A 24861-nucleotide genomic window follows, 5' to 3' on the forward strand; every position below is an offset into this window, starting at 1 on the left:
TTAATCGCCCGAGCCCCCAACGTCCGACGATCAGTTAATGGCGGAACCGTCGGGCATGGACGCGTTCGCGCACCTCGGGAGCGAAGTCCGCGAGGCGCTCTCGGACCGCGGGTTCACCACGCCCACGGAGCCCCAACGCGAAGCCATTCCGCCCCTCGCCGACGGCAAGAACGCCCTCGTCTTAGCCCCCACGGGCACCGGGAAGACGGAGACCGCGATGCTGCCGGTGTTCGACGCGCTCGTCGAGGCCCGGGACTCGCCCGGCGACCCGCCCCGGGAGGGTATCTCCGCGCTGTACATCACCCCCCTCCGCGCGCTCAACCGCGACATGATGGACAGACTGGAGTGGTGGGGCGAGACCCTCGGCGTCGAGGTTGCGGTGCGCCACGGGGACACGACGCAGTACGAGCGGAGCAAACAGGCGGACGACCCGCCGGACGTGCTCATCACGACGCCGGAGAGCCTCCAGGCGATCCTCACCGGTTCGAAGATGCGCGTCGCCCTAGAGGACGTCGCGCACGTCGTGATCGACGAGGTTCACGAGCTCGCGGCCGCGAAGCGCGGCGCGCAGCTCACGATCGGCCTCGAACGCCTCCGCCGCGTCGCCGGACCGTTCCAGCGCGTCGGCCTCTCCGCGACGGTCGGCGACCCCGAGGAGGTCGGGCGGTTCCTCGTCGGGGCGGGGAGACGCGACCCGAACCGCGAGGGCGACCGCGCGTTCGAGACGGTCGAGGTCGCGGCCGGGACGCGGACGGACGTGCGCGTGCTCGACCCCGAGATCACCGACCGCGACGCGACGCTTGCGGGAGAACTCGCCGTCGACGAGACGACCGCGAGCCACGTCCGGGCGATCCGCGAGATCGTCGCGGCCAACGAGTCGACGCTGATCTTCGTCAACACGCGACAGACCGCGGAGGCGCTCGGCTCGCGGTTCAAGACCCTCGCCGAGAACGAGCGGGAGGCGGCGGACGGGGACGGCGACGCCGACGGCGTCACCGAGATCGAGCTCCACCACGGCTCGCTGTCGAAGGAGGTCCGGATCGACGTGGAAGGCCGGTTCAAGGCGGGCGAGCTCGACGGACTCGTCTGTACCTCCTCGATGGAGCTCGGGATCGACGTGGGGCGGGTCGACCACGTTGTCCAGTACGGGAGCCCCCGCGAGGTCGCCCGCCTGCTCCAGCGCGTCGGGCGCGCGGGCCACCGTCGCGACCTCGTCTCCGAGGGGACCGTCGTGACGCAGGGCGGCGACGACACGCTCGAAGCGCTGGCCATCGCCCGCCGCGCCGGGGAGGAGCTCGTCGAGCCGGCGAACATCCACCACGGCAGCCTCGACACGGTCGCCAACCAGATCGTGGGCGTCGTGATGGACGAGGGGGAGGTTCACGCCCGCGAGGCGTACGAGACGATCACGAACGCCTACCCGTTCGCGGACCTCTCGGAACCGGAGTTCCAGGAGGTGGTCCGCGAACTGGACGGGAACCGCCTGCTGTGGCTCGACGAGGAGACGGACACGCTCGAAAAGTCGGGCGGGACGTGGCAGTACTTCTACGCGAACCTCTCGATGATCCCCGACGAGGCCACCTACGAGGTGTACGACATGTCCTCCAGACGGCAGATTGGCACCCTCGACGAGCAGTTCGTCGTCAACTTCGCGGGGCCGGGCGAGACGTTCGTCCAGCGCGGCGAGATGTGGAAAATTACGGAGATCGACGAGGAGGAGGAGCGCGTGAACGTGACGCCGATCCCCGACCCGACCGGCGAGGTCCCCTCGTGGGTGGGTCAGGAGATCCCCGTCCCGAAGCCCGTCGCGGAAGAGGTGGGTCGGATACGCGGCGAGGCCGCGGCCGCGCTGGCAGCCGGCTCGACGCCGGCGGCGGTCGCGGCCGACCTCACCGAGCGGTACCCGACCGACCGCGAGACCGTCGCCGCGGCGCTGAAACCCGTCGTCGACCACGTCGAGGCCGGCCACCCCGTCCCGACGGACGAGCGGATCGTGATCGAGGGGAGCGCCCGCACCGTCGCGGTCAACGCCGCCTTCGGCCACGAGGTCAACGAGACGCTCGCGCGCCTGCTCGCGGCGCTGGTCGGTCAGCGCGCCGGGTCGTCGGTCGGGATGGACGTCGACCCGTACCGGATCGAGTTCGAGGTCCCGAACGGCGTCGCCCCCGGGACCTTCCGCGAGGTGCTGGAGACGACCGACCCCGAGCGACTGGAGGCGTACCTCGAACTCGCCGTCAAGAAGTCGGACGCGCTGAAGTTCACGCTGGCGCAGGTCGCCGCGAAGTTCGGCGCCGTCAAGCGGTACAAGGAGGGGCGAGGGAAGTTTGGCGGCGACCGCCTGCTCGCCGCCCTAGAGGACACGCCCGTCTACGACGAGGCGCTCCGCGAGGTGTTCCACGCCGACCTCGCGGTTCCGGAGACGGCCGACCTGCTCGCCGGGATTCAGGACGGCTCCCGCGACCTCGCGATCGCCCGCGAGCGCACCCCGCTCGGCACGGCCGGGCGGTCCGCCGGCACGGAGTTCCTCGTTCCCGACAACGCCGACGCCGACGTGATCGAGACGGTCAAGGAACGGATCCGGGACGACCGCGTCATACTCTTCTGTCTCCACTGTACGGACTGGAAACACACCACGAAGGTCAGGCGCGTCCGCGACCAGCCGGAGTGTCCCGAGTGCGGCTCGACGCGGATCGCGGCGCTGAACCCGTGGGACGACGAGACGGTGGCCGCGGTCCGCGCGCCGGAGAAGGACGACGAGCAGGAGCGCCGTACCGAGCGCGCCCACCGCGCCGCGAGCCTCGTCCAGACGCACGGGAAGCGGGCGGTGATCGCCCTCGCGGCGCGCGGCGTCGGCCCCCACAACGCCGCGCGGATCATCAACAAGCTCCGCGAGGACGAAGACGAGTTCTACCGCGACGTGCTCCGACAGGAGCGCGAGTACGCCCGGACGCAGTCGTTCTGGGACTGAGCCGGACGGCGCGAACCGCCGATGGGGACGCCGCCGTCGGTACGACCGTTTTTAAGTGTCGCACGACCGAACCGTGCGGCATGGACCTCTCCGCCGCCGTCACGGCAACGACAGCGACCCTCCGCCGGCACCCCGCCGCCGTCCTCCCCTTCTACCTGCTCGGGACCGCGATCCCGGTGATCGCCCGCCTCGGGACGTTCGCGGCGCTCGCGGGGATATACCTCCACCTCGAACTCACCGGGCGGCTCGCGGCCGCGCGCGACGCGCTGGCCGGCGTCGAGCCGCCGCCGGAGACGCAGGACCCGGAGGCGCTCCAGGCGTGGGCCGACGGCGTAGCGCCCGCGTTCGAGCCCCTCCTCACGCCGACCGTCGCGGCCCTCTTTATCGTCGGCGTACTCCTCACCGTCGTCCTCTCGATACTCGCGTACGCCGTCGTTTCGGCCGGGCAGCTCTCGGCGGTCATCGCGAGCCTCCGCGACGAGCGGGGGCTCGTCGGCGGGATCGCGGGCGCCCGGTCGCGCTGGCTCACGTTCCTCGGGCTGTACGTCGCCGAGCTGCTCCTCTGGGTCGGCGTGGTCGCGCTCGGGTCGATCGCGGTCGGCGCCGCGTTCCTCGCGAACCCGTTCCTCGGGGCCGCGGTCGCGGTCGTCGCCCTGCTCGTCGGCTTCGTCGCGCTCGCGCTCGTCCGGATTCTCTTCGCGTTCGCGCCGGTGGCCGTCGTCGTCGACGACGCGGGCGTGGTCGGCGGCGTCGAGGGCGCGGGCGGCTTCGTGCGCTCGAATCCCGTCGACGCCGCCGCCTACCTCGTGGTCGCGATCGGGACGCTGGTCGCCGTCGCGTCGGTCGCGTCCGGGATCGCGTTCATCGGCGGGGGGCCCGTCGTCGCACTCGCCAGCGCGGTCGTCGTCGCACCCGCGCTCGACCTGCTGAAGACCGTCCTCTACGGCGACTACCGCGGGACGGTCGACCCCGTCTCGTCACCCGAGGCGGGCATCCGCGCCCAGTTCGTCGGCGGCCTCCGCCGCGGGTGGCGGGAGCTGAGCGGGTTCGTCCGGTCAACCCCGGGGAGCCACGTGCTGGCGCTCGCGGTCGCGGTCGGGTTCGGCGCGCTCGGATGGGTCGCCGCCGCGCCGTTCGCCGAGACGGTCCCGACCTCGATCGAGGCACGACTCGTCGGACACATCCCGCCCGTCGCGGCGCTGACGTTCTTCGGGAACAACTGGGGGGTCGCGATCGCGACCGCCTTCTCCGGGATGGGGTTCGTCCTCCCCGCGCTCTCGTCGCTCGCGTTCAACGGGCTCGTGCTCGGCGCGACCGCCGCCTTGGAGGAGAACCTCCCGGCGCTCGTCGCGTTCGTGGTCCCGCACGGGGTCTTCGAGATCCCCGCGCTCGTCGTCTCGGGCGCGCTCGGGGTCCGTCTCGGCGCCGTCTCGTGGCGGACGTTCCGCGGCCGCGCGAGCCGCGAGCGACTCGCCGACGCCCTGGAGACCGCCTTCTGGGTGACCGTCGGGCTCGGAATCTTGTTCGCCGTCGCCGGCGTCATCGAGGGGTTCGTCAGCCCGTACTACTGGCGGCCGTTCCTCTAGGCCGCGACCGAGCGCCGGCTCGCCCGCAGGAGCGCCGATCACACCGGCCCGACTCGCCCGCAGCCTTATTACTACGCACCCGAAGCGTCGGTATGCAGCCGCTCGTCGCCGTCATCCTCGTCGGCGTCCCGCTCGCGTGGCTGGTCGGCTTCGCCGCCTACGCGTACGTCGACGCGCCCAAGTACGGAATGGACCCGCGCAAGTGGGCGCTCATCTCCTTTGCCGTCCCCCTGTTCGGCTTCCTCGCGTACGTCTTCGAGCGTGACGAACAGGAGTACGATCCCGAGACGGACCCGTACGCCGGCGGGAGCGACGGCCGGACCGGCGGCTTCGCCGTCCACGAGTCACGACAGGGAGAAGCGCGGCTCGGCCCGGCGGGAACAGAGGCGGACGACGATGACGGCGACGACGAGTGGAACGACCCCGACGGCGTCGACCTGTGAGCGTCCGGCGGACCGCGGCGTGCGAGACGCGTCGGTACCGCCGACGACTCAGAGCGCGTCGAGCAGGGCCTTCCGTCTGCGGTCGAGGTCGAAGGCGGCGTCCGCCGCGTCGAGTCGACCGAGAAAGGCGAACACGTCCGCCCCCGCACCCTCCGCGTGGCGGATCAGCGCCTCGATAGACGCGCGGTTGAGCGCGAACGACTCCAGTTTGCCACAGCAGAGCGCCAGCGCGACCCCGCCCTCGCCGGACGGGAACGCCGGGTCGACGCGGGCGAGATCGGGGTCGTCGGTCGCGTCGCCCGCAACCCCCGCCTCGTCGGCGGAGGCGACGCGCAGGCAGCGGGTACAGATCGCGGACGATTCGGCCGGTGCGTGCTCGCGGAGCGCGGGCGGCACCGCGAAGGCGACGACCGCGGCGTCGCAGTGGGGACAGGACACGACCGTAGTTACGGAGCGCTCGGGACTTAAAAACGACCGTCTCAGGGGCGAACGAGCGCGGCGAAGGAAAACGGACAGATGTGGAGATCCGCAGAGAGAGCGGCCGACGCGCGGCGAGGCGTTAGTCGGCGGCCTCGGCCTCTTCCGTCTCCGCGGCCGCGACCTCGGCGGCCTCGGCCTCCGCTTCGGCCCGCTCTTCCTCCTCCTTTTTCGCTTTGATCTTCTTCATGCGGAAGATCTCCTCGCGCTCCTGCTCTTCGAGCTTCTGTTCGATGTACTCCTGGTTCTCGTACAGGTTCGGGAGGAGCGTGAACTCCAGGGCGTTCACGCGGCGCTTCGTGGTCTCGATCTCCGTGAGCATCTTCTTCATCGCCGTCTCGACCTCGGCGGCGAGGATGATCTTCTCTAACAGCTCCTCGTAGGCGTCGGCCGCCTCGTCGATCCGCGCCGACGAGCCGAGCAGGCCGTAGCCACGCTCGTCGAGGCTCTTTTTCACCTTCGAGGACTCGATCTGGGGGACCACGACGCCCATGATGTTCTTCGACTGGGTCGTGATCTCGGGGTGTTCTTTCAGCGCCGCGGCCGCGCCGCGGACGGCGACGTCGCCCTCCATCGCCCGGGCCATGTCGATCTTGCGCTGGGCCGTTTCGTAGTTCTCGGAGACCTCCGACCGGACGTCCTGCGCCTGATCGAGAATGTCCATGAACTCCATGATGAGCCCGTCGCGCTTCTGTTCGAGCGTGTCGTGACCGCGCTCGGAGAGCTCGATGCGGTCCTCGATCGCCATCAGGTTCTTGCGCGTCGGTTTGACGTCCTCGGCCATCTTGAGGGTAGCTTCCGCTCCGAGGCGGTTAATTCTTTTCAGACGCGTCGGATCGGGAGGTCGGCGGCGACTGCGGGCGGCAGTGAGACGCGCGGCTGGCGGGATGCGTCGGGGCGCAAAAAGTGAATCGAGGTCTCAGTCGGCGGCTTCGACGACTTCGCGCTCGGAGTCGTCCTCGCGGTAGTACTCCTCGATGAACTCCTCGTCGATCCGGTTGAGGGCGTCCTTCGGGAGCATCGAGAGCAGGTCCCAGCCGATCGAGAGCGTCTCCTCGATGTCGCGGTTCTGTTCGAAGCCCTGGTCGATGAACTCGGACTCGAACGCGTCCGCGAAGTCGAGGTACTTGTTGTCGAGCTCCGAGAGCGCCTCGCGGCCGACGATGTTCACGAGGTCGCGGAGGTCCTCACCTTCCGCGTACGCCGCGAACATCTGGTCTTTCACGTCGGCGTGGTCCTCGCGGGTGAGCCCCTCGCCGATCCCGTCGTCCATCAGCCGCGAGAGGCTGGGAAGGACGTTGATCGGCGGCTGGAGGCCCTGGCTGTTGAGGTCGGGGTCGACGTAGATCTGGCCCTCCGTGATGTACCCGGTCAGGTCCGGGATCGGGTGGGTGTCGTCGTCGCCGGGCATCGTGAGGATCGGGATCTGCGTCACCGAGCCGTCACGACCCTTGATCCGGCCCGCGCGCTCGTACAGCTGCGCCAGGTCCGTGTACATGTATCCGGGGTACCCGCGGCGGCCGGGCACCTCCTCGCGGGCCGCCCCGATCTCGCGGAGCGCCTCGCAGTAGTTGGTCATGTCCGTCAGGATGACGAGGACGTGGTAGTCCTTCTCGAAGGCGAGGTACTCGGCCGTGGTGAGCACCATCCGCGGCGTGACCGTCCGCTCGACGGCGGGGTCGTCCGCGAGGTTCATGAAGACCACCGAGCGCTCCAGCGCGCCGGTGCGCTCGAAGTCCTCCATGAACTCGTTCGCCTCCTCCTGCGTGATCCCCATCGCGCCGAAGATGACGGCGAACTCGGAGCCCTCCTCGTCGTCGCCGCCCTCCTCCTCTTCGGGCACGCTGGCCTGCCGCGCGATCTGCATCGCGAGCTCGCTGTGCGGCTGGCCGGAGCTGGAGAAGATCGGGAGCTTCTGCCCGCGGACGAGCGTGTTCATGCCGTCGATGGCGGAGACGCCCGTCTCGATGAACTCCTCGGGGTACTCCCGGGAGTACGGGTTGATCGCCGCGCCGACGATGTCTTGTCGCTCCTCGGGAACGATCTCCGGGCCGTCGTCGATCGGCCGGCCGGAGCCGTCCAGCACCCGCCCGAGGAGGTCCTCGGTGACGGGCATCTTCATCGTCTCGCCCAGGAACCGGACGGACGCGTCTCTGTCGATGCCTGAGGTGCCCTCGAAGACCTGGATCGCGACCACGTCCTCCGAGGATTCGAGCACCTGTCCGCGCAGCGTCTCCCCCTGTGCCGTCTCGATCTCGACGATCTCGTCGTAGCCGATCGCCTCGTCGACCTCGGCGTACACGAGGGGGCCGCTGATCTCGGTGATGGTTTGATACTCTTTCATGGTCAGTAGAGGCTCCGGAGCTCTTCGGTGATCTCCGCTTTGAGATCCTCGACGTACTCCTCGTAGTCCTCTTGGACGCCGATGCGGTTGATCCGGGGAGCCGACTCGATGTCGATGATCTCCTCGATCGGGACGCCGGCGTCGAGCGCGTCGAACGCCTCGTCGTTGAACGTCTGGATCGTCGTCAGCATGAGGTACGTCTTCTCCGGCGGACAGAACGTGTCGACCGGGTGGAACGCGTTCTGCTGGAGGTACGCCTCGCGCAGGTAGCGCGCGACCTCCAGCGTCAGCTGCTGGTCGTCGGGCAGGGCGTCCTTCCCGACGAGCTGGACGATCTCTTGCAGCTCCGTCTCCTCGTCGAGCACGTCGACCGCCCACTGGCGCCGCTCGGCCCAGTCGTCGGCGACCTCGTCTTCGAACCAGGGGTCGAGCTGATCCTTGTACAGCGAGTACGACTCGTTCCAGTTGATCGACGGGAAGTGGCGACGCTCCGCTAAGTCCGCGTCGAGCGCCCAGAACGTCTTCACGATCCGCAGCGTGTTCTGGGTGACCGGCTCGGAGAAGTCGCCGCCGGGCGGCGACACCGCGCCGATCGCCGAGACCGACCCCTCGGTCCCGTTGATGTTCTCGAAGTAGCCGGCGCGCTCGTAGAACTGCGCGAGCCGGGCGGCGAGGTACGCGGGGTACCCCTCCTCGCCGGGCATCTCCTCCAGCCGGGAGGAGATCTCGCGCATCGCCTCCGCCCACCGCGAGGTGGAGTCGGCCATCAGCGCGACGTCGTACCCCATGTCGCGGTAGTACTCGGCGATCGTGATCCCGGTGTAAATACAGGACTCACGCGCCGCGACGGGCATGTTCGAGGTGTTCGCGATGAGCGAGGTGCGGGCCATCAGCGGGTTGCCGTTGGCCGGGTCCTCCAGCTCGGGGAAGTCCTCGATGACCTCGGTCATCTCGTTGCCGCGCTCGCCGCAGCCGACGTAGACGATGATGTCCGCGTCGGCGTACTTCGCGAGCTGGTGCTGCGTGACCGTCTTCCCGGAGCCGAAGGGACCGGGAATCGCGGCCGTGCCGCCCTTCGCGATGGGGAACAGGCCGTCGAGGATGCGCTGGCCGGACACCAGCGGCGTCCGGGGCGTCTTCTTGTCGTTGGCGGGGCGGGCCTCGCGCACCGGCCACTCCTGGTGCATCGAGACCTCCTCGCCGTTGTCGAGTTCGACGACCGTTTCCGTCACGTCGAAGCTCCCGGACTCGACGGCGACGACCTCGCCGCCCTCGTAGTCCGGCGGCACCATGACCTTGTGGTCGATGGTGACCGTCTCCTCGACGACGCCGACGACGTCGCCGGGCTCGACGACGTCGCCTTCCGCGACCTCGGGCTCGAACTCCCACTCCTCTTCGAGGTCGATGCCGGGCGCGTCGACCCCGCGGTCGAGGTAGGGACTTCCCATCTTGCCCTCCAGCACGTCCAGGGGGCGCTGAACGCCGTCGTAGATGGCGTCAAGCATCCCCGGACCGAGGTCGACCGACAGCGGCTCGCCCGTGTTCTCGACGGGTTCACCGGGGCCGACGCCGGAGGTCTCCTCGTACACCTGAACGGTCGTGAGGTCGCCCTCGATCTCGATCACTTCCCCCATGAGCCCTTCGTCGCCGACGTAGACGACGTCGTTCATGCGGGCGTCGAGATCGCGGGCGGTCACGACCGGACCGCTCACGCTCTGGATGACGCCGCTGTCTGTCGCGGCGTCGGTTGTGTCTGCTTTGCTCATATTAGTCGTCTTCCTCCATCAGGTCGATGCCGATGGCGCGTTTGATCTGGTCGCGCAGGCCGCCGCTACCGGCGCCGGAGCCGCCGAGGGTCACGAGGACCGGCTCGATGCTCCCCTCGACCGACTCGCGGGTCCCCCGCGAGAGGTGGTCGAGGTCGTCGTCGTGCATCACGATGATGCCGACGCTCTCGTCGTCGAGCGTCCGCTCGACGGCGTCGTCGAGCTTCTCGTCTTTCTCGTCGTCCGGGACGTTCTCGAACGCCCGGACGCCGGCGAGCCGGAATCCGGTCGTGAACTCCGGACTGCCGACGACCGCTATCTCCTGGCTCATGTTATCACCAGCTCCGATTCGATCTCGTCGGGCGAGAGGCCGGCCTCCTTCCCGCGGGCGATCGCCCGGATGTTCTCCGTCTCGCGCTCCTTCGCCAGGATGTACGAGATGACCGGGGTGACCGACACCGGGTGGATCGTGCCGAGCCGGTCGCCGTACGCTAACAGCGCGGCGTCGATCGCGTGTTCGAACGCGATGAGGCTGTCCGCCTCCTCGAGCTCGCGCAGTGCGGGACCGAGCTCGTCACCGTACTGGCTGTCGCCGATGTACTCGACCAGCTCGTCGAGGTTCTGCGCCAGCCGCGCGAGCGACGAGCGGGTGAACAGGTCGCCCCCCTCGATGAAGTACGCAGCGGGGTCGATGTCGGCGCCCGAGCGGGCGAGCCGGAGCGCGTTCGTCGCGTTCCGGAAGTCGACCTCCGCAACGAGGAACGACTCGTACTGCCGGGTCGGCTCGTCGCCGCCGAGCCCGGAGAGGAGCCGCTCGTAAAACGCGCGGTCGACCGCGTTCTCCAAGGGGACCAGCACGTCCGTCTCCTCGAACTCCGCGTACGCCTCCCGCAGCGGCTCCCCATAGATCGTGTCTTCGAGGATCTCGATCACGCCGTCGATCGAGTCCGCCTCCAGCAGCCGGCGGATCCGGCGGTCGTCGAACTCGCCGGCGCGGATCAGGTCGACCTCGACGGCCGACTGCTCCGCGTCGGTGTAGACGCCGCGGATGACCGTCTTCACGTTCCAGGCGTCGAACTTCCGGAGGTACCGAGCGATCAGGTCGTACAGCGACCCCTCGCTCCAGTCGAGGATGGCGTCGAACTGCTCGGCGAGATTCCGGTTCAGCGCGTACTCGATCAGGTCCACGCCGCCGTGGCGGCTGCCGAGGGCGTTGATCTCCTCGCCGTAGCTCGACTCCTCCATGAACCGAGCGATCTCGGCCGGACCCATCCGGGTGAGCTTGCGGTACTCTTCGTCCCCGTAGAGGCCGCCGCGGCGGGCACGAACCCGCGCGACGACGTACTCGGGGTTCGGGCTGCCGGCGGCGCTCATTGGTCGAACAGCCGCTCCGAGATGTTCTTCAACTCGTCGTCCCAGACGGACTCTAAGACCGAGTCGAACGTGTTGTTCACGCGAACGCGGGAGGTGTCGCTCTCGGCGACGACGCCGCCGAGACAGTCGACCTCGCCGTCGACCTCGGCGTTGCGGTCCGCGACGAGGTCTTCGAGCAGCTCGACGTCCTCGGCGCGGGTGTAGACGGCGACGTCCTCGTCGTCGTCGAACTCCGCGAGGGTCGCGTCGAGCAGGGCCTCGGTGAGCTCCCGGCGGTCGTCGCCGTCGAGGGCGGCTATCGCTGCCTCGACCTCGTCGTGGACGTCTTCGAGGACGTCTCGACGGGCGCCGAGCCGCTCCTGTTTGGCCTCAAGCTTCGCCGAGGAGAGCGTCTGTTCGCGCTCCTGGTCGATCTGGTTTTCGACCTCGGCGAGTCGCTCCTCGCGGATGCGCTCCGCGTCGGCCTCCGCCTCGGAGACGATCTCGTCCGCCTCCGCATCGGCCTGTTCGCGGATCTCCTCCGCACGCGCGCGGGCCTCATCTTCAACGTCCTCAACGACGGTTTCCAAACTCATTGGTTGAAAAACGCTGGAGAGTTACCCGACGATGAAGACGACGACGAGCGCGAGGATGACAATCGTCTCGGGAAGGACCGTCAGGATGAGCCCGTTGACGAAGAGGTCGTCGTCCTCGGCCATCGCGCCGACGGCGGCCGACCCGATACCGCGCTCCGCGTAGCCGGCGCCCAGCGCCGCGAGCCCGACGGCGAGCGCCGCCGCGGCGTTGGGGTCAGTCAGCGTTCCACCGGTCGACAGTACGAGGTTCCCGAGTTCGTTGGTAGCTTCAAACATTGGTAGTAGTTGCTGTTGCTCGTCTCCGAACGGTTGCTAATTGCCCCTAGAGGAGTCATAAAGCTTCCCAAAACGACCGAACAGAATCCGGAACGCGGGAGGAGAAAGCGGACGCTGTTCGCGTCAGAACCCGGCTGAATCACCGGGTTCGACCGCAGTCGAAGCGGCGAGGCCGAGCGGCGACCGACGACCGGGCGTCGTCAGTCGTCCCGCGTGTACTTCCGGTCGCGGCCGAACGGCAGGTAGGCGCGACCGCCGCCCTCGTAGAAGTTCCCGAAGAACTCCACGTACTCGAGGCGGACCGCCTGGATGCCGGCGGACGTGACCCCGAGCAGCAGGACGACGATGTGCCCGATGAGCGCGACGAGGATCCCGCCGACGAGCGCGACGACGCCGACGAGCCCGATCGAGGCGGGGTCGAACGCGGTGGTGATCCCCGCGAAGACCAGCTCGTAGTCGGCGGTGTTCTGTACCTCGGCGAGGTAGTCGGCGCTGAAGATGAAGTGGAAGCTCCCGTCGCCGCCGTCGTCGATGTAGGCGCCGAACGCGAGCAGGTTCACCGCGAGCGCCATTCCGCCCTTCGCGAGCAGGACGGCCATGAGCCGGGCGTACGAGATGACGTTGACGACCGGCGAGAGGAACTCGGCCAGCTCCGGCGGCTCGCCGATGCCGAGCAGGACGAGTCCGAGCCCCGCCGCGGCCGCGCCGGCCCAACCGATCAGGACCGGGAACCCGCTGAACGAGACGGCACCGAACGTCAGCACCGAGACGGCCTCGAACAGGAAGTCGGGCTTCGCGTTGGGGAACACCTGACTGAAGATCCAGATCCACGCGCCGTTGAGGATCAGCAGCCACGAGCCGGCCTCGTAGACGGCGTGTTTCAGGTCGTGCTGCTGGGACGTGCTCACGAACGAGAGCACGTGGCCGACGTTGAGGTGGAGGATGCCGAACACCACGCTCACGACGAGGAACGAGAGCCCCCAGTCGAGGTCGGCGGGCGAGAGGCCCTTCCCCTCGACCGGCCAGTGGATCCCGAGCAGCTGGTACGCGTGGTAACCGAACAGGTCGATCCCGTAGTAGATGCCGAACAGTATCGTGAAGCCGCCGGCCCACATCGCGACGGAGCCGAGTTCGCGGAACGCCCCGTCGAACTTGGTGTACATGAAGAACCCGATGGCGGTGTACAACACCCCGTACCCCACGTCGCCGATCATGAACCCGAACATCGCCGGGAACGTGAGGAAGACGAGGAGCGTCGGGTCGAACTCGGAGTACTTCGGGCGCCCGAACGCCTGGACGAGCAGTTCGAAGGGACCGGCCGCGCTACCGTTGTCTTGGACGACCGGCGGGTCGTCGGTGCCGTGGGCCGCGTGGCCGCCGTCCGTGGCCGCCGCGCGTTCGGCGGTCGCGTCCTCGGCGTCGCCGGCAGCGGACTCGCCCGCGCCGCCGCTCTCGTCGCCGACCGGCTCGGCGTGGTGGTCGCCGTCGGGCGTGAACGAGGCGCGTTCGAGCTCCTCGACCTCGACGTGGTCGCCGACCGCGTCGACGATCGCCGCCTCGAAGTCGGGGTACGTCTCGGTGGGGACCCACCCCTCAGCGACGAACGCGTTCTCCGTCGTCGCGAAGGAGAGCGGCGCCTCCTTCTTCTCGGCCTCGATGGTGAGCTCTTCCTCGGCGCGCAGCAGGAAGCCCGCGGCCTCCTCTTTCACCGATTCGAGCTCGCGTTCGACGCCGTCGAGCTCGTCGCGGAGGTCGGCCTGTTCGGCCTCCAGCTCCGCGACGTACTCCTCCGGGCTCGCGTCGGCGTCCGGCACGTCGAGCAGCGCGATGTCGACGCCCACGAGCGCGTCCTGAACGACGCCCTCGGCGTCGGGGTCCGTCGGCCGCGCGACGATGGCGACGACGTCGCCGCCGGCGAAGACGTCGAAGACGTCGATCGTCTCGGCCCCTTCGAGCGCCGCTTCGACGGCGGCGGGCTTCGCCTCGCCGACGACGACTTCGACCGAGTCGTAGCCGCGCAGGTACGCCAGGTCGATCCCGAGCTCGGCGAACGGCTCCAGCCGGTCGATCTCCTCCTGCCGGTCGCGGATCGCCGCCTGAAGCTCGTCGCGCTCGTCGTTGAGCTCGTTGACCCGCTCGCGGACCCGTTCGAGCTCGTCGACGAGCTCGTCGTCGTCCAGCGACCGAGCGACCTCGGCGTCGTCCTCGTCGACGTCGAGGATGCTCTCCAGCGACCGAACGGTCACGAGCCGCTCGTTGACCGTCTCGGCCCCGTCGAGGGAGGTTCCCGGCTCGAACCCCTCGTACCGTTCGTCGTAGTCGGTGACGTGCAGGGAGTGGTGGGTGTACGCCGCCTCGATGACGTCGTCGATGACGCGCTTCGAGCCCGTCACCGACACCCGGCTCATCTGCTCAGGCCTGAGCATTCACCGCCTCCTCGGCCTGGTCGTGAACGGCCGCCTCGAACCGCTCGACGGCGTAGTCGACGGCCGATTCCACACGGTCGCGGGCCTCGCTTTCGAGCTCGTCGCGGTCGGCACGTCCCGATTCGAGGATCTCCTCGCGCCGCTCCTCGATCTCCTCGCGGGCCGCTTCGAGCCGCTCTTGGGCCTCCGACTCCGCCTCCGCTTCGGCCTCGGCGCGGATCTCGTCCGCGCGTTCTCGAGCTTCGGCGAGGCGCTCCTCGGCGTCCGATTCCGCGTCCGCGATGATCTCGTCCGCCGCCCGTTCGGCCTCCTTGATCGAGTTGAGCACCTCTGGTCTCGCCATGCTACTAATCGCCTGAAACTCTACAAGCGACGTATAAGGTGTTTGCGAAAGCCCGCGGGGTTGCGCGCCGATTCCGGGGCGATTCCGGGGCGGTTCCGGGCGCCTCTTCGCACCGGAACGCGGCCGCGCCGCCGGGGAGAGCCGGCCGTCGCCGCCTACATTTAAGTAGCAGTCGCCGGACCGTCACCGTATGGCAACGGTGTATGCGGTCGCGTCGGCGAAAGGTGGCGTGGGCAAGACCACCACGACCGCGGCGCTCGCGACGATCCTGGCGGACTCGGGCGCCGACGTCGTCGCGATCGACGCCGACCTCGGCATGGCGAACCTCGCGGGCGCCGTCGGGGTGACCCCCGGCGAGACCACCCTCCACGACGTTCTCGCCGGCGAGGCGGAGCCCGAGGCGGCGGTCCGCTCGGGGCCGGGCGGGCTTCGGGTCCTCCCGGGGGCGACCGACCTTGACGCGTACGCGGCGGCGGACCCCTCGGGGCTCCGCCGGGTCGTCGAGGCGTTCGGCGACGCGGACTACGTGTTCGTCGACGCCGGCGCCGGGCTGTCGCACGACTCCACGCTGCCGCTGGCGGTCGCCGACGAGACGCTGCTCGTCTCGACTCCCGAGCGGAGCGCCCTCGGCGACACCGAGAAGACCCGCCAGCTGACCGAGCGCCTCGGCGGGACCGTCGCGGGCGCCGCGATCACCCGCGTGACCGCCGACACCGACGAGGTCGTCACCGCCCTGCTCGACGCCCCCGTCCTCGGGCGAATCCCGGACGACGAGGCCGTGGGCCGGGCCGCGGCGGCGAACCGTCCGCTCACGGCCGTCGCGCCCGACGCACCCGCGACGCGGGCGTACCGCGATCTGGCCCGAGCGCTGACCGGCGCGGTCGTCGACGGGGCCAGGCTCGACGCGCCCGCTGCCGAGGCGGCGAGCGGGACCGGAGCGCGCGGCGGCGACGCCGGGGGAGCGGACGATGACGCCGAGAGGATGGACGACGCCGGGGAGACCGAGATCGACGAGGTCGAGAGCGAACCGGACGCGCCCGACGACGACGCGGTGATCGTCGACGACGAGCCCGACGACGACAACGAGGACGGCGATGACCGAGCGGAACCGGACGAAGCGGACGGTGACGACCGAGCGGGCTCCGACGAACCGGACGGCGTCGAACCGAAAGCGGAGGGCGACGCCGAAGACGAGGAGATCATCGTCGCGGACTCCGAGGCGACCGGGGTGGCGGAGCCGGACGACGGCGACGACATCATCGTCGCGAGCGAGACGGCGGACGCCGAGGCGACCGACGGCGACGAGGACGAACGCGATCTCGTCGACGACGACGACGGAGTCGGTGAAGACGACGAAGTCGCCGTCAACAGCGAGGGCGACGAAGACGGCGAGGGCGACGAAGACGATACCGCCGACGAGGACTCGGACGCGATCCCCGACGCGGACGAGACGGCACGCGGGTCGCCCGTCGGGCGCGGCGACGGAGAGGAGGGTCGAGCGAACGTCGAACAGACGGCGGCGGACGACATCGACGACGAACCAACGGCGGCTGAGGACGACATCGACGACGAACTCGCCGGCAGCATCCCGTTCCGCGACGACGACACCGGGACGATGAACACCGTGCTCTCCGAGGGAGACGACGGGGACGCCGACGCCGAGACGGCCGACGACGAGGGCGCGGAAGCGGAACCCGAAGCGGAGTCGGCCGCGGACGACGAGGACACGGAGAACGGTGGCGGCTTCTTCAGCCGGCTCCTCGGTCGGTGAGTTCGGCCGGCGAGCGAGACGGCACCTCGACCGAACGGAACGCGAAAATCGAACGAATGGCGGCGCCGCGGTCAGGCTTCCGAGGGCGCCCGGGCGCGGTCGCGGATCAGCTCGCGGATCTCCTCGGGGTCGGTGACTTCGGCGAGCTCCTCACAGGAGACGAGGGCGGTGCCGTCGACGGACTCGCGCTTCTCGTCCTCCTCGGTGAAGTACACCGAACGGGTCCGGGCCACCTCGCCGATGGAGGACATGATCCGAGCGCGCTTCTCGGCCGCGGGGGTGAACGCCGAGTGGCCGGTGAGCACTCGCGTCGCCGGGCTGTCCTCGTCCTCCGAGACGGCCTTGAACGGAGCCCGGGCGGTCGGGTGGACCGTGAAGCCGGCGCTCGTGAGCACGTGGAGGACGTGCTCGTCGTCGGGGTCGGCCGCAGGCGCCGAGGGCGTCGGGTCCGAGTCGCGAACTTCGTCCGCGCCGTCGAGCACGTCGACCGGGCTGGAGAAGGGCTGGTCGAACAGCTCCTCCAGTTGGATCGCCACCTCGATGGAGGCGTTCATCCCGTCCTCGTACTTCGAGACGGTGCGGCGCGAGACGCCCAGCTCGTTCGCGAGGCGGCCGAGCGACCACCCGCGCTCCTCGCGCTCGTCGGCGAGCAGGTCGCCGTCGAGGCTGACGTACAGTCCTCCGGGGGCCGCGTAGATGAGCGGGGGCATGCCCTCGACGAACAGGTCGTAGGCTGTATCGGGGTTGATCACCGGCACGCCGTGGCGGAAGTAGACGACGCCGGGCTTCAGCTCCTCGTCGCGGGTGCGGATTCCGATCACCATCGGCGTCCCCCTGAGGTACTCGCCGAGCCGGCGCATCTCCGCGCCGGTCTCCGCGTCGAGCGCGTCGACGTTGCCGAGAATTTTCAACAGCAGTAGGTCCTCGTCGCGGCGGGCCGCCACGTCGAAGCTCTTGGGCCGGACCGCACACCGGTCGCTGACGAGGAAGCCCGCGTCCTCCAGCATCGCGGTGACGTTCCCGATGAGCGCAGTCCGGGACATAGCCGAGATAAGCGGCTCGCCGTATATATGCGTTGTGTCGTTTCGCCAGCGACGAAACCGCTGCCCGCGTGCGATTTTCGGCGTCCGAGCCGAGAAACGGTTATATACGCGGCCGATTCGGAGCGCGCTACCGCCGTCGGCGGCCCTCCCCGCGACCGCCCTCGAAAGGGGCTTGACCCGCCGCGCCGAACCCCGTCGCATGCCGATCGTCGCCGTCGACGACACCGACTCCCGCGAGCGCGGGATGTGTACGACGTACGTGGCGACGCGGGTCGCGGAGCGGCTCGCGGACGCCGGCGGCCGCGTCCAGCGGCGGCTGCTCGTCCGCCTGAACCCGGCGGTAAAACACAAGACGCGCGGGAACGCCGCGGTCGCGCTCCACGTGACCGGAGTCGACGCGGAGACGGCCGCGACGACCGCCGTCGAGACGGTCGAGGAGTTCGCCGCCGCGTCGGACCCGCGGACCTCGCCCGGCGTCGTCGTCGCCGACCGCGACGTCGCCGGCGACCCCTTCGATCCGACCGGATCGCCGATCCCCGACGCGGTCGCGGCGTTCGCGCGCCGCGCGCTCCGCGAGCGCCTCACCGTCGCGGAGGCTGTCGAACTCGCCGACGAACACGGCTTCCGACACGCCGCGATCGGGTCGGCGGGCGGCGCGAGCGAGACGGCAGCGGTCGCCGGCCGGGGGCGGATCGGCGCGCTCGCGGCGGTCGGCGCGCCGGCGGCGTTCGACGAGTGGACGTTCGAGCGCATCTCGTACCGGGCGCTCGACCGCTGCGGCACGCCCCGCGACGTCGACGTCGAGAGCGCCTTCGCCGCCGCCGAATCGGGGTACCCGACGGTCTGGGACACCGTCGACCGCGAGACGGGGACCCCCGTCTGCGTCCCCAACGCTCCGGGACCGATCCTCTACGGGATCCGCGGCGACGACGCGGGGGCGTGCCGGGAGGTCGCGGCCGCGATCGACGGCGAGACGGTCGACCGCGCCGCGACGTTCCTGACGAACCAGGGCACCGACGCCCACCTCGCGCCCGGGCGGATCGGGAATCTCCGCGACGGCGCGGGCTACCGCGTCGCCGGAACGGTAGCGAGCGCGCCGGAGACGAAACGAGGGGGCCACGTTCACCTCGACGTCGCGGGCGACCGCGACGGAGCCGACACCGACTCCCGTGACCCTCTCCGGGTCGTCGCGTTCGCGCCCACTGGCCGATTTCGCGACCGCGTCCGGGCGCTCCGGCCCGGCGACCGCGTCACCCTCTGCGGCGAACACGAGGTGCGGCCGGAGGTGGACGGACCCGAAAGCACCCTGAAGCTCGAAAAGTTCGCCGTCCGCGACCTCGTCCGGACTGCGCCGGCGGTCCCCGCCTGTCCCGACTGCGGGCGCTCGATGTCGTCCGCGGGGAGCGGGCAGGGGTACCGGTGTCGCGACTGCGGGACGAGCGCGCCGGGGAAGGTCGAGGAACCGATCGAGCGCGACCTCGACATCGGGTGGTACGAGGTGCCGCCGAGCGCGCGCCGCCACGTCGCGAAGCCCCTCGTCCGGGGCGGATTCGACGCGCCGGTCCACCCGGAGCGGTGAGACCCACCGGGAGCGGGACGGCGCCGTCGGCCCCGGGCGCCCGGAGCGGTGAAGTACCCCGGGCGAGAGCGGGTGGCCGTGACCGGAATCGTCTTCCACGCGACGGAGCGGCGCGACGACGTCGTCGACTTCTACCGCGACCGACTCGGCGCGACCGTGCGGCTCGAACAGCCCGACTGTACGATACTGGCGTTCGACGGGTTCCTGTTCGGGTTCTGCGAGCGCGAGGCGGCCGCCGACTGCGGCATCCTGACGTTCGTCTACCCGGACCGAGCGGGGGTCGACGCGGCCGCCGACGCCCTCGGCGACGCCGTCGTGACGGAGCCGCGAGAGAACGAGACGTACGACATCTACCAGTGCTTCGCCGAGGACCCGGAGGGACGAACCGTCGAGTGCCAGGTCTTCCTCGACGACGGCGTCGACATCGAGTAGGCAGGTGGGTGCCGGCGTTCGACCGCGGACTTGCCGGCGTTCGACTTGGGCCGGCGTTCGACCCGGGCTACTCGTCGAGCGCGCGCTCGTCGCGCCACGCCGCCGCGCGCTCCTCGGCCGCGTCGCGGTCGCCGAACCGCTCCCGCTCGTAGGCCGACTCGTCGGCCGCCTGCTCCATCACGTCGAGGCGGACGACGAACTCGCCGTCTCCGCGTTCCCGGAGTCTGACGGTCGCGTACCTGTCCGATCGCTCCCACTCGGTGACCGTGCCGTCGTCGCGCTCCAGCGACCAGCTCATGGCCGGGCCGACGGCCCGCGCGGCTAAAGCGGTGCGGTTCCGCGACCGCGGTGACGCTCCGCGTGCGGCGCGGCCGCGTACCCGCACACCGGACAGACGACGTAACCGAGCGAGTCGTACGGCACCGACGTCGAGGGGGCGCTCACGTCGCAGTCGGGGCAGTCGAACGTCGCCGCGTTCTCGGTCGACATGACACTCCGTAGCAACCGGTCACGGGTAGTTATGGACCGCTTGCCGCGGCATCAACGCCACCCTACTTATATATCGAGGTCGAACCGCGGCGCGTGACCGACGACGAACACGCGGACTGGGCGACGGGAGGGGAGTCGGCCGGACCGCACGAGCGACGACGCGAGCGGGCCGCTGGCCGGCTCGACGCGGTCGGGGCGGCCGGCCTGATCGCGTTTCCGAGCCGGAACCTCCAGTACCTCACCGGCTTCGCCGAGGAGCCCGGCGAGCGCCACTTCTTCCTCGTCGTCCCGGCGGCGGCCGCGGGTGAGCCCGAGCCGGCGCTGCTCGTCCCGGCGCTGTACGAGACGCAGGTGCGGGAGGCGACGACGATCGGGGAGATCCGGACGTGGAGCGACGGCGACGACCCGGTCGCGGCGACGCGCGAGCTGCTCGCCGACCGGGGGCTGGACTCGGGGCGCCTGCTCGTCGACGACACGATGTGGGCGCGGTTCACGCAGGACCTGCGCGCGGCGGCGCCCGACGCGACGTGGGGGCTCGCGGGCGAGGCGCTCGCCGACCTCCGAGTCCGGAAGGACGAGGCCGAACTGGCGGCGCTGCGCTCGGCGGCCGGGGTCGCGGACGCGGTCGTCGGCGACCTCCGAGACCTTGGCGCCGACGCGGTCGGGATGACCGAGGCGGCGCTCGCCGATTGGATCGCGGACCGGCTGGCCGAGCGCGGCGGGCGCGGCGTCAGCTTCGAGACGGTGGTCGCCGCCGGGGAGAACGGCGCGAAACCCCACCACGGCCACGGCGACCGCGAGATCCGGGCGGGCGAGCCGGTCGTCCTCGACTTCGGGACGCGCGTCGACGGCTACCCCTCGGACCAGACGCGGACGCTCGCCTTCGGCGGGGACCCGCCCGAGGCGTACCGCGAAGTCCACGAGGTCGTGCGCGAGGCGCAGGCGGCCGGCGTGGAGGCCGTCGGCCCCGGCGTCCCCGCGTCGGCCGTCGACCGCGCCGCGCGCGAGGTGATCGAGGCGGCCGGGTACGGCGACGCGTTCGTCCACCGGACCGGACACGGGGTGGGGCTCGACGTCCACGAGGAGCCGTACCTCGTCGCCGGGAACGACCGCCCGCTGGAGCCCGGTATGGTCTGCTCCGTCGAGCCGGGGGTCTACCTCGACGGGCGGTTCGGCTGTCGGATCGAGGACCTCGTGGTCGTCACCAAGGACGGCTGCGAGCGGCTGAACCGGACCGACCGCGGCTGGGAGTAGCGACCGGCGAGCGCGGCGAACTGACGGGCGGCGAGCGCGGCGGCTCACCGGAGTCGGACGCGACGCAGAAACCGCGGAGACCGGCGTGCCGAGCGTCGGCACGCGAGTACGGGAGTCGTGTGCCTGCCCCCAACCGGAAATTACGGCCGGATAATATAACAGTATTACCGAATTATTTCGGGTATGTTCTCTGAGTCGGACCGAGGGCGCGGATCGCCCCCACAGACGCTCGCGCGGCATCGAAACCATTAGTGTCGCCCGAGCGGAACCGCGAGCCATGAGCGACACCGATGCGGACGAGGGGGACGAAGAGGCGGAAGCGGAGCCGGCCGTCGAACTCGGCGACGGCCCGGACGTGGCCGGCGAGCCGGTCGCCCGCGTCGCGTCGCGACTCACCTGGCCCGCGACGCGCAGCGACGTCCGCGAGCAGGAGGGCAACGCCGAGCTCCGGACGCCCGACGGGCCGCAAACGCTCGACGATGTCCTCGCGGAGAGCGAGGTCCCGCTGTTCGAGAGCCGGAGCGACTTCCTTCAGGCGGTCGAAGACGTCGTCGGCAGCGGTCCGGTCGCGACCGAGTAAGCCCCGAGCGCGACGAATCTAGTTATAAATAGTCGCCGAGACGACAAGAGGCATTTATATACCGGCGGTCGGCGCGTGCCGGCGAGCGGCGCTTCGCGCCGCGAGTCGCACGCGCGAGGGACGTCGTGAGTGACGGGCGACCGGAGGGAGCCCGGAGCGAACGGCGAGGCTGGGGAGGCGTGAGGCTGCGGTGCGGGGCGGGACTCGAAGGGGCAGTCGCGAGGCGGGCGCAGGCGACGTAAGCACCGCAGGAACGAGCGGAGCGAGTGACGAGGAGCGCAGCGAGCGTGCGCCCGCCTCGCGACTGGGGCTTCGGTGGCGTTCGTGTCGATCAGCAGTTTACAAGCAGAACCGATCTCGTACAGCCGAGCGGCTGGGGCTTCGGCAGTGTTCGTGTGGCTCAGTGATTCATAAGCGAAGAGAACATCGTATAGCCGAGCGGCTGGGGCTTCGGCGGTGTTCGTGACGATCAGCGATTTATAAGAAACAGCTACGTACTGCCGAGCAGGTCGGGCTTCGGTGGTCTCCGACTCGTTCGCGTCGGAATCTCGTAAGCGGTCGACCGCGGCGTCGACGGGGGTCAGCGCGCCGCCAGTCTATCCCAACGACTCACCGTCACCGGCGTCAGCTGAGTCCAGCCACGAAGTCGCGACCGACTCGAACGGCGCGGAGTAGCTCATCAGCGTCGTGCCCAGCACCGCCATGACGAGGACGTAGCCGACCGCGAACGCGTTGATCGTCCCCGCGAGCGCCGGGTCGAACGCGCCGCCAGTCGCGCCGGTGACCGCGACGGTCGCGATGATCAGCGAGAACTCGCCGCGCGTGGTCATGCCGAGCCCGACCCGCGTCGACCGCCGGACGTCGAGGTCGAAGGCGCGCCCCGCGAGGTAGCCGGTGACGAGCTTCGACGGCGTGGTGACGACGACGGCGAGCGCGACGAGCGCCGCGACGTCGGGGAACAGCGCGGGGTCCGTCACGAGCCCGATCCAGAAGAAAAAGACCGCGGCGAACACGTCTCGGACCGGCTCCAGAATCGTCTCGATGGCGTGGACCCGATCCGTCGCGGAGAACGCCATCCCGACGAAGAAGGCCGCGACCGCCTCGCTGACGCCGAGCGCGAGCGCCGCGCCGGCGACGAACACGACCGCGGCCACGGCGCGCAGCGCCACGAACTCGCGGTTGTCGGTCGCGACGAGCCGCTCGAACAGCGGGCCGCCGAACCGGACGACCGCGAGCAGTCCGGCGATGAACGCGAGCGCGATACCCACGTCGACCGCGGCGGCCGCGACGTCGCCGCCGCCGAGCACGAGGGCGGACGCGACCGAGAGGTAGACCGCGATGAACAGGTCCTCGTAGACGAGGGTGCCGAGCAGCGGCTCCGCCTCGTCGTTGGCGATCCAGCCGAGGTCGATGAGCGACTTCGTGATCACCGCCGACGAGGAGATGTAGACGATGCCCGCGACGAGGAACGCCGGGAGGAACGCGCCGAAGACGAGCCAGCCGAGGACGAGCCCGACGCCGAAGTTCGCGAGGTCGATCGTTCCCGCCGTCCCGATCGGACGCCACCGCGCGAGCAGCCGGTCGAGGTTGAACTCCAGCCCGAGGAAAAACAGGAGGAAGACGATCCCCAGCTCCGCGCCCAGCGAGATGAACTCCGTCTCGGGGACGTAGACGGACCCGACCGCGGGGAGCGCGACCCGCCCGAGGACGGACTCCCCGAGCAGCATCCCGACGAGGATGTACGCGGGGATCACGGACTGCCCGAGGCGGTTCGCGAGCGCGCCGGCGACCGCGACCGCGGCGAACATGACACCGACGTCGAGCAGCGCCACTACCGGCCACCCCCGGATCGAGGGGTCCGGACGACGGGGAACGGCGGGGAGCCGGAGCGAGTCGAAGCGCCGGGGCGGGTCGAGACGACTGCGGAGCGGGACACGACGGCAGAGCGGGACACGACGGCAGAGCGGGACACGACGGCAGAGCGGGACACGACGGCAGAGCGGGACACGACGGCAGAGCGAGTCGGGGCGCGTCCGGGGAACCGACCGCTCATCCGGTGAGTATCTCCTCGAACGCCTCGCAGTTCGCGGGCGTGCCGACCCCGATCAGGGTGTCGCCCTCGCTGAGGGTGGTCTCGGCGCCGGGGCTGTCGATGACCTCGTCGTCGCGCTGGATCGCGACGACGGCGAGCCCGGTCCGGTTGCCGATGTCGGCGCTCTCCAGCGTCTCGCCGACGAGCGGGGAGCCGGGCGGGAGCTCGTACCACTCCAAGAGGATCCCGCCCGGAAGCGTCGTCTCCTGCGTCTCCGGTTCGACGGGCTGGAAGTACGCCCCCTCGATGATCGACCCGATCGTCCGCGCGAGGTCGTCGGAGAACTCGAACGCCTTCTCGGAGTCGGCGTCGGGGTCGCGCCGGCGGAACACCTCGCGTTTGCCCGTGTTGTGGATGACGACGATCATCGCTTCGCCGCCGCCTAACTCGATCTCGAACTTCTTCCCGACTCCCGGGAGGTCGGACTCGGTGATCGTCATACAGAGGGCAGAGAGTCCACGGTAATATGTCTGTACGTCGCGCCGCGGGAGCGGACGCGCTCGACCCGAGGCCCCGCCGACGGGCGGACCGAGACCCCGTCCCGAGCCGCGATCCGAAGCGGCGCCCGACGGGCGGCTCCTCGCCCGCGTCCGGCGAGCGGACCGAGACCGCGTCCGACGCGCGTCGGCCGCCGCACCAAACGCTAAGTGGGGTGGGGCCGAGGTGACGGATATGTGGCGCTCCCGGGGGAGTCGGGACCGGCGGACGGTGGTGTGCATCGCGTGCGGGGACTCGGTGTTGCGGGAGGACGCGCGCGAGTACGACAAGGAGGGCGACCGCTGGAACCGACGCGACAAGGAGTTCGAGTACCTCTGTGCCGACTGCGACGACGAGATATCCCACCAGCCCCGCGACGGCCTCGAATCGCTGATCCTCTCGATCGAATCGGACGGCCTCTCCACCGAGGAGTTCCTCGACCGCTACGCCGACGCGGTCGCGGACGACGCCGGCGACCGGACCGACGAGAGTGGGTCGGGGAGCCGCTCGGACCGCGGTCGGTCGGACCGCACGCGCTCGGACCGCGACCGCGATCGGTAACGATA

The 24861-nt window shown here is 70.2% G+C and carries 24 protein-coding genes; 9 read left to right on the top strand and 15 right to left on the bottom strand.

Going from position 1 to position 24861, the window contains the following annotated elements; genetic code table 11:
* Positions 1-37: 37 nt before the first annotated feature.
* From EXE46_RS09605 to EXE46_RS09615, 3 genes are all read left to right on the top strand, one after another.
* Entirely contained in the window at positions 38-2968 is a 2931-nt protein-coding gene (locus tag EXE46_RS09605; RefSeq protein WP_199234147.1) for a DEAD/DEAH box helicase, read from the top strand.
* 80 nt (positions 2969-3048) lie between these two features.
* On the top strand, positions 3049-4554 hold the full coding sequence (locus EXE46_RS09610) for a stage II sporulation protein M (RefSeq protein WP_137688176.1): 1506 nt from the start codon (positions 3049-3051) through the stop codon (positions 4552-4554).
* A gap of 92 nt (positions 4555-4646) precedes the next feature.
* A complete protein-coding gene (locus EXE46_RS09615) occupies positions 4647-4997 on the top strand; it encodes a hypothetical protein (RefSeq protein WP_137688177.1) in 351 nt (116 codons plus the stop codon).
* 48 nt (positions 4998-5045) lie between these two features.
* Here EXE46_RS09615 and EXE46_RS09620 read toward each other — a convergent pair whose 3' ends face one another.
* The 10 genes from EXE46_RS09620 to ahaH all read right to left on the bottom strand — a co-directional run bounded on the left by EXE46_RS09620 (position 5046) and on the right by ahaH (position 14578).
* Entirely contained in the window at positions 5046-5435 is a 390-nt protein-coding gene (locus EXE46_RS09620) for a DUF6276 family protein (RefSeq protein ID WP_137688178.1), read from the bottom strand.
* Positions 5436-5556: 121 nt separating this feature from the next.
* Positions 5557-6258, bottom strand: coding sequence for a V-type ATP synthase subunit D (locus tag EXE46_RS09625; protein ID WP_137688179.1), 702 nt, complete (start codon positions 6256-6258; stop codon positions 5557-5559).
* A gap of 135 nt (positions 6259-6393) precedes the next feature.
* Positions 6394-7818: a V-type ATP synthase subunit B gene (locus tag EXE46_RS09630; protein WP_137688180.1), complete on the bottom strand. Its 1425-nt coding sequence runs from the start codon at positions 7816-7818 to the stop codon at positions 6394-6396.
* A 2-nt stretch (positions 7819-7820) separates the two neighbouring features.
* Positions 7821-9584, bottom strand: a complete 1764-nt coding sequence (locus EXE46_RS09635; RefSeq protein ID WP_137688181.1) for an ATP synthase subunit A — start codon at positions 9582-9584, stop codon at positions 7821-7823.
* Position 9585: 1 nt separating this feature from the next.
* Positions 9586-9915 carry a V-type ATP synthase subunit F gene (locus tag EXE46_RS09640; RefSeq protein ID WP_137688182.1) on the bottom strand — a complete coding sequence of 110 codons (330 nt, stop codon included), beginning with the start codon at positions 9913-9915 and terminating at the stop codon, positions 9586-9588.
* The gene (locus tag EXE46_RS09645; protein WP_137688183.1) at positions 9912-10958 is read right to left on the bottom strand and encodes a V-type ATP synthase subunit C; all 1047 of its coding nucleotides are present in this window, start codon (positions 10956-10958) and stop codon (positions 9912-9914) included. Before EXE46_RS09645 ends, EXE46_RS09640 begins: the two co-directional genes overlap by 4 nt.
* A complete protein-coding gene (locus EXE46_RS09650; protein WP_137688184.1) occupies positions 10955-11533 on the bottom strand; it encodes a V-type ATP synthase subunit E in 579 nt (192 codons plus the stop codon). The genes EXE46_RS09645 and EXE46_RS09650 overlap by 4 nt, the downstream gene beginning before the upstream one ends.
* Positions 11534-11554: 21 nt before the next feature.
* Entirely contained in the window at positions 11555-11809 is a 255-nt protein-coding gene (locus tag EXE46_RS09655) for a hypothetical protein (RefSeq protein ID WP_004598766.1), read from the bottom strand.
* Positions 11810-12009: 200 nt separating this feature from the next.
* Positions 12010-14217 (bottom strand): V-type ATP synthase subunit I, encoded by a 2208-nt coding sequence (locus tag EXE46_RS09660; RefSeq protein ID WP_137688203.1) that lies wholly within the window; start codon positions 14215-14217, stop codon positions 12010-12012.
* Between the two features lie 4 nt (positions 14218-14221).
* Positions 14222-14578 (bottom strand): ATP synthase archaeal subunit H, encoded by a 357-nt coding sequence (ahaH, locus tag EXE46_RS09665; RefSeq protein WP_137688185.1) that lies wholly within the window; start codon positions 14576-14578, stop codon positions 14222-14224.
* Positions 14579-14768: 190 nt separating this feature from the next.
* On the opposite strand from ahaH, the gene EXE46_RS09670 reads away from it, so the two are divergent.
* The gene (locus tag EXE46_RS09670) at positions 14769-16349 is read left to right on the top strand and encodes a P-loop NTPase (RefSeq protein WP_137688186.1); all 1581 of its coding nucleotides are present in this window, start codon (positions 14769-14771) and stop codon (positions 16347-16349) included.
* 71 nt (positions 16350-16420) lie between these two features.
* Here EXE46_RS09670 and EXE46_RS09675 read toward each other — a convergent pair whose 3' ends face one another.
* Complete coding sequence (locus EXE46_RS09675) at positions 16421-17392, bottom strand: transcriptional regulator (protein WP_137688187.1); 972 nt, start codon at positions 17390-17392, stop codon at positions 16421-16423.
* 199 nt (positions 17393-17591) lie between these two features.
* Between EXE46_RS09675 and EXE46_RS09680 the strand changes: the two genes are divergently transcribed.
* Positions 17592-18971 (top strand): tRNA(Ile)(2)-agmatinylcytidine synthase, encoded by a 1380-nt coding sequence (locus tag EXE46_RS09680; protein WP_137688188.1) that lies wholly within the window; start codon positions 17592-17594, stop codon positions 18969-18971.
* A 78-nt stretch (positions 18972-19049) separates the two neighbouring features.
* Positions 19050-19403, top strand: a complete 354-nt coding sequence (locus EXE46_RS09685) for a VOC family protein (protein ID WP_137688189.1) — start codon at positions 19050-19052, stop codon at positions 19401-19403.
* Positions 19404-19470: 67 nt separating this feature from the next.
* Here EXE46_RS09685 and EXE46_RS09690 read toward each other — a convergent pair whose 3' ends face one another.
* Positions 19471-19701 carry a hypothetical protein gene (locus EXE46_RS09690; protein WP_137688190.1) on the bottom strand — a complete coding sequence of 77 codons (231 nt, stop codon included), beginning with the start codon at positions 19699-19701 and terminating at the stop codon, positions 19471-19473.
* Between the two features lie 23 nt (positions 19702-19724).
* Positions 19725-19892, bottom strand: a complete 168-nt coding sequence (locus tag EXE46_RS17155) for a hypothetical protein (RefSeq protein WP_199234148.1) — start codon at positions 19890-19892, stop codon at positions 19725-19727.
* Positions 19893-19985: 93 nt separating this feature from the next.
* On the opposite strand from EXE46_RS17155, the gene EXE46_RS09695 reads away from it, so the two are divergent.
* Both EXE46_RS09695 and EXE46_RS09700 read left to right on the top strand, forming a co-directional pair.
* Entirely contained in the window at positions 19986-21146 is a 1161-nt protein-coding gene (locus EXE46_RS09695; RefSeq protein WP_137688191.1) for an aminopeptidase P family protein, read from the top strand.
* Positions 21147-21423: 277 nt separating this feature from the next.
* The gene (locus tag EXE46_RS09700; RefSeq protein ID WP_137688192.1) at positions 21424-21726 is read left to right on the top strand and encodes a DUF5789 family protein; all 303 of its coding nucleotides are present in this window, start codon (positions 21424-21426) and stop codon (positions 21724-21726) included.
* 596 nt (positions 21727-22322) lie between these two features.
* On the opposite strand, the gene EXE46_RS09705 is transcribed toward EXE46_RS09700, so the two are convergent.
* A complete protein-coding gene (locus EXE46_RS09705) occupies positions 22323-23558 on the bottom strand; it encodes a cation:proton antiporter (protein ID WP_137688193.1) in 1236 nt (411 codons plus the stop codon).
* A 217-nt stretch (positions 23559-23775) separates the two neighbouring features.
* A complete protein-coding gene (locus EXE46_RS09710) occupies positions 23776-24258 on the bottom strand; it encodes a cation:proton antiporter regulatory subunit (protein ID WP_137688194.1) in 483 nt (160 codons plus the stop codon).
* A 232-nt stretch (positions 24259-24490) separates the two neighbouring features.
* On the opposite strand from EXE46_RS09710, the gene EXE46_RS09720 reads away from it, so the two are divergent.
* Positions 24491-24856: a hypothetical protein gene (locus EXE46_RS09720; protein ID WP_137688195.1), complete on the top strand. Its 366-nt coding sequence runs from the start codon at positions 24491-24493 to the stop codon at positions 24854-24856.
* Positions 24857-24861: the final 5 nt, after the last annotated feature.

It is taken from the genome of Halorubrum sp. GN11_10-6_MGM, assembly GCF_005435165.1.
Lineage (GTDB): Archaea > Halobacteriota > Halobacteria > Halobacteriales > Haloferacaceae > Halorubrum.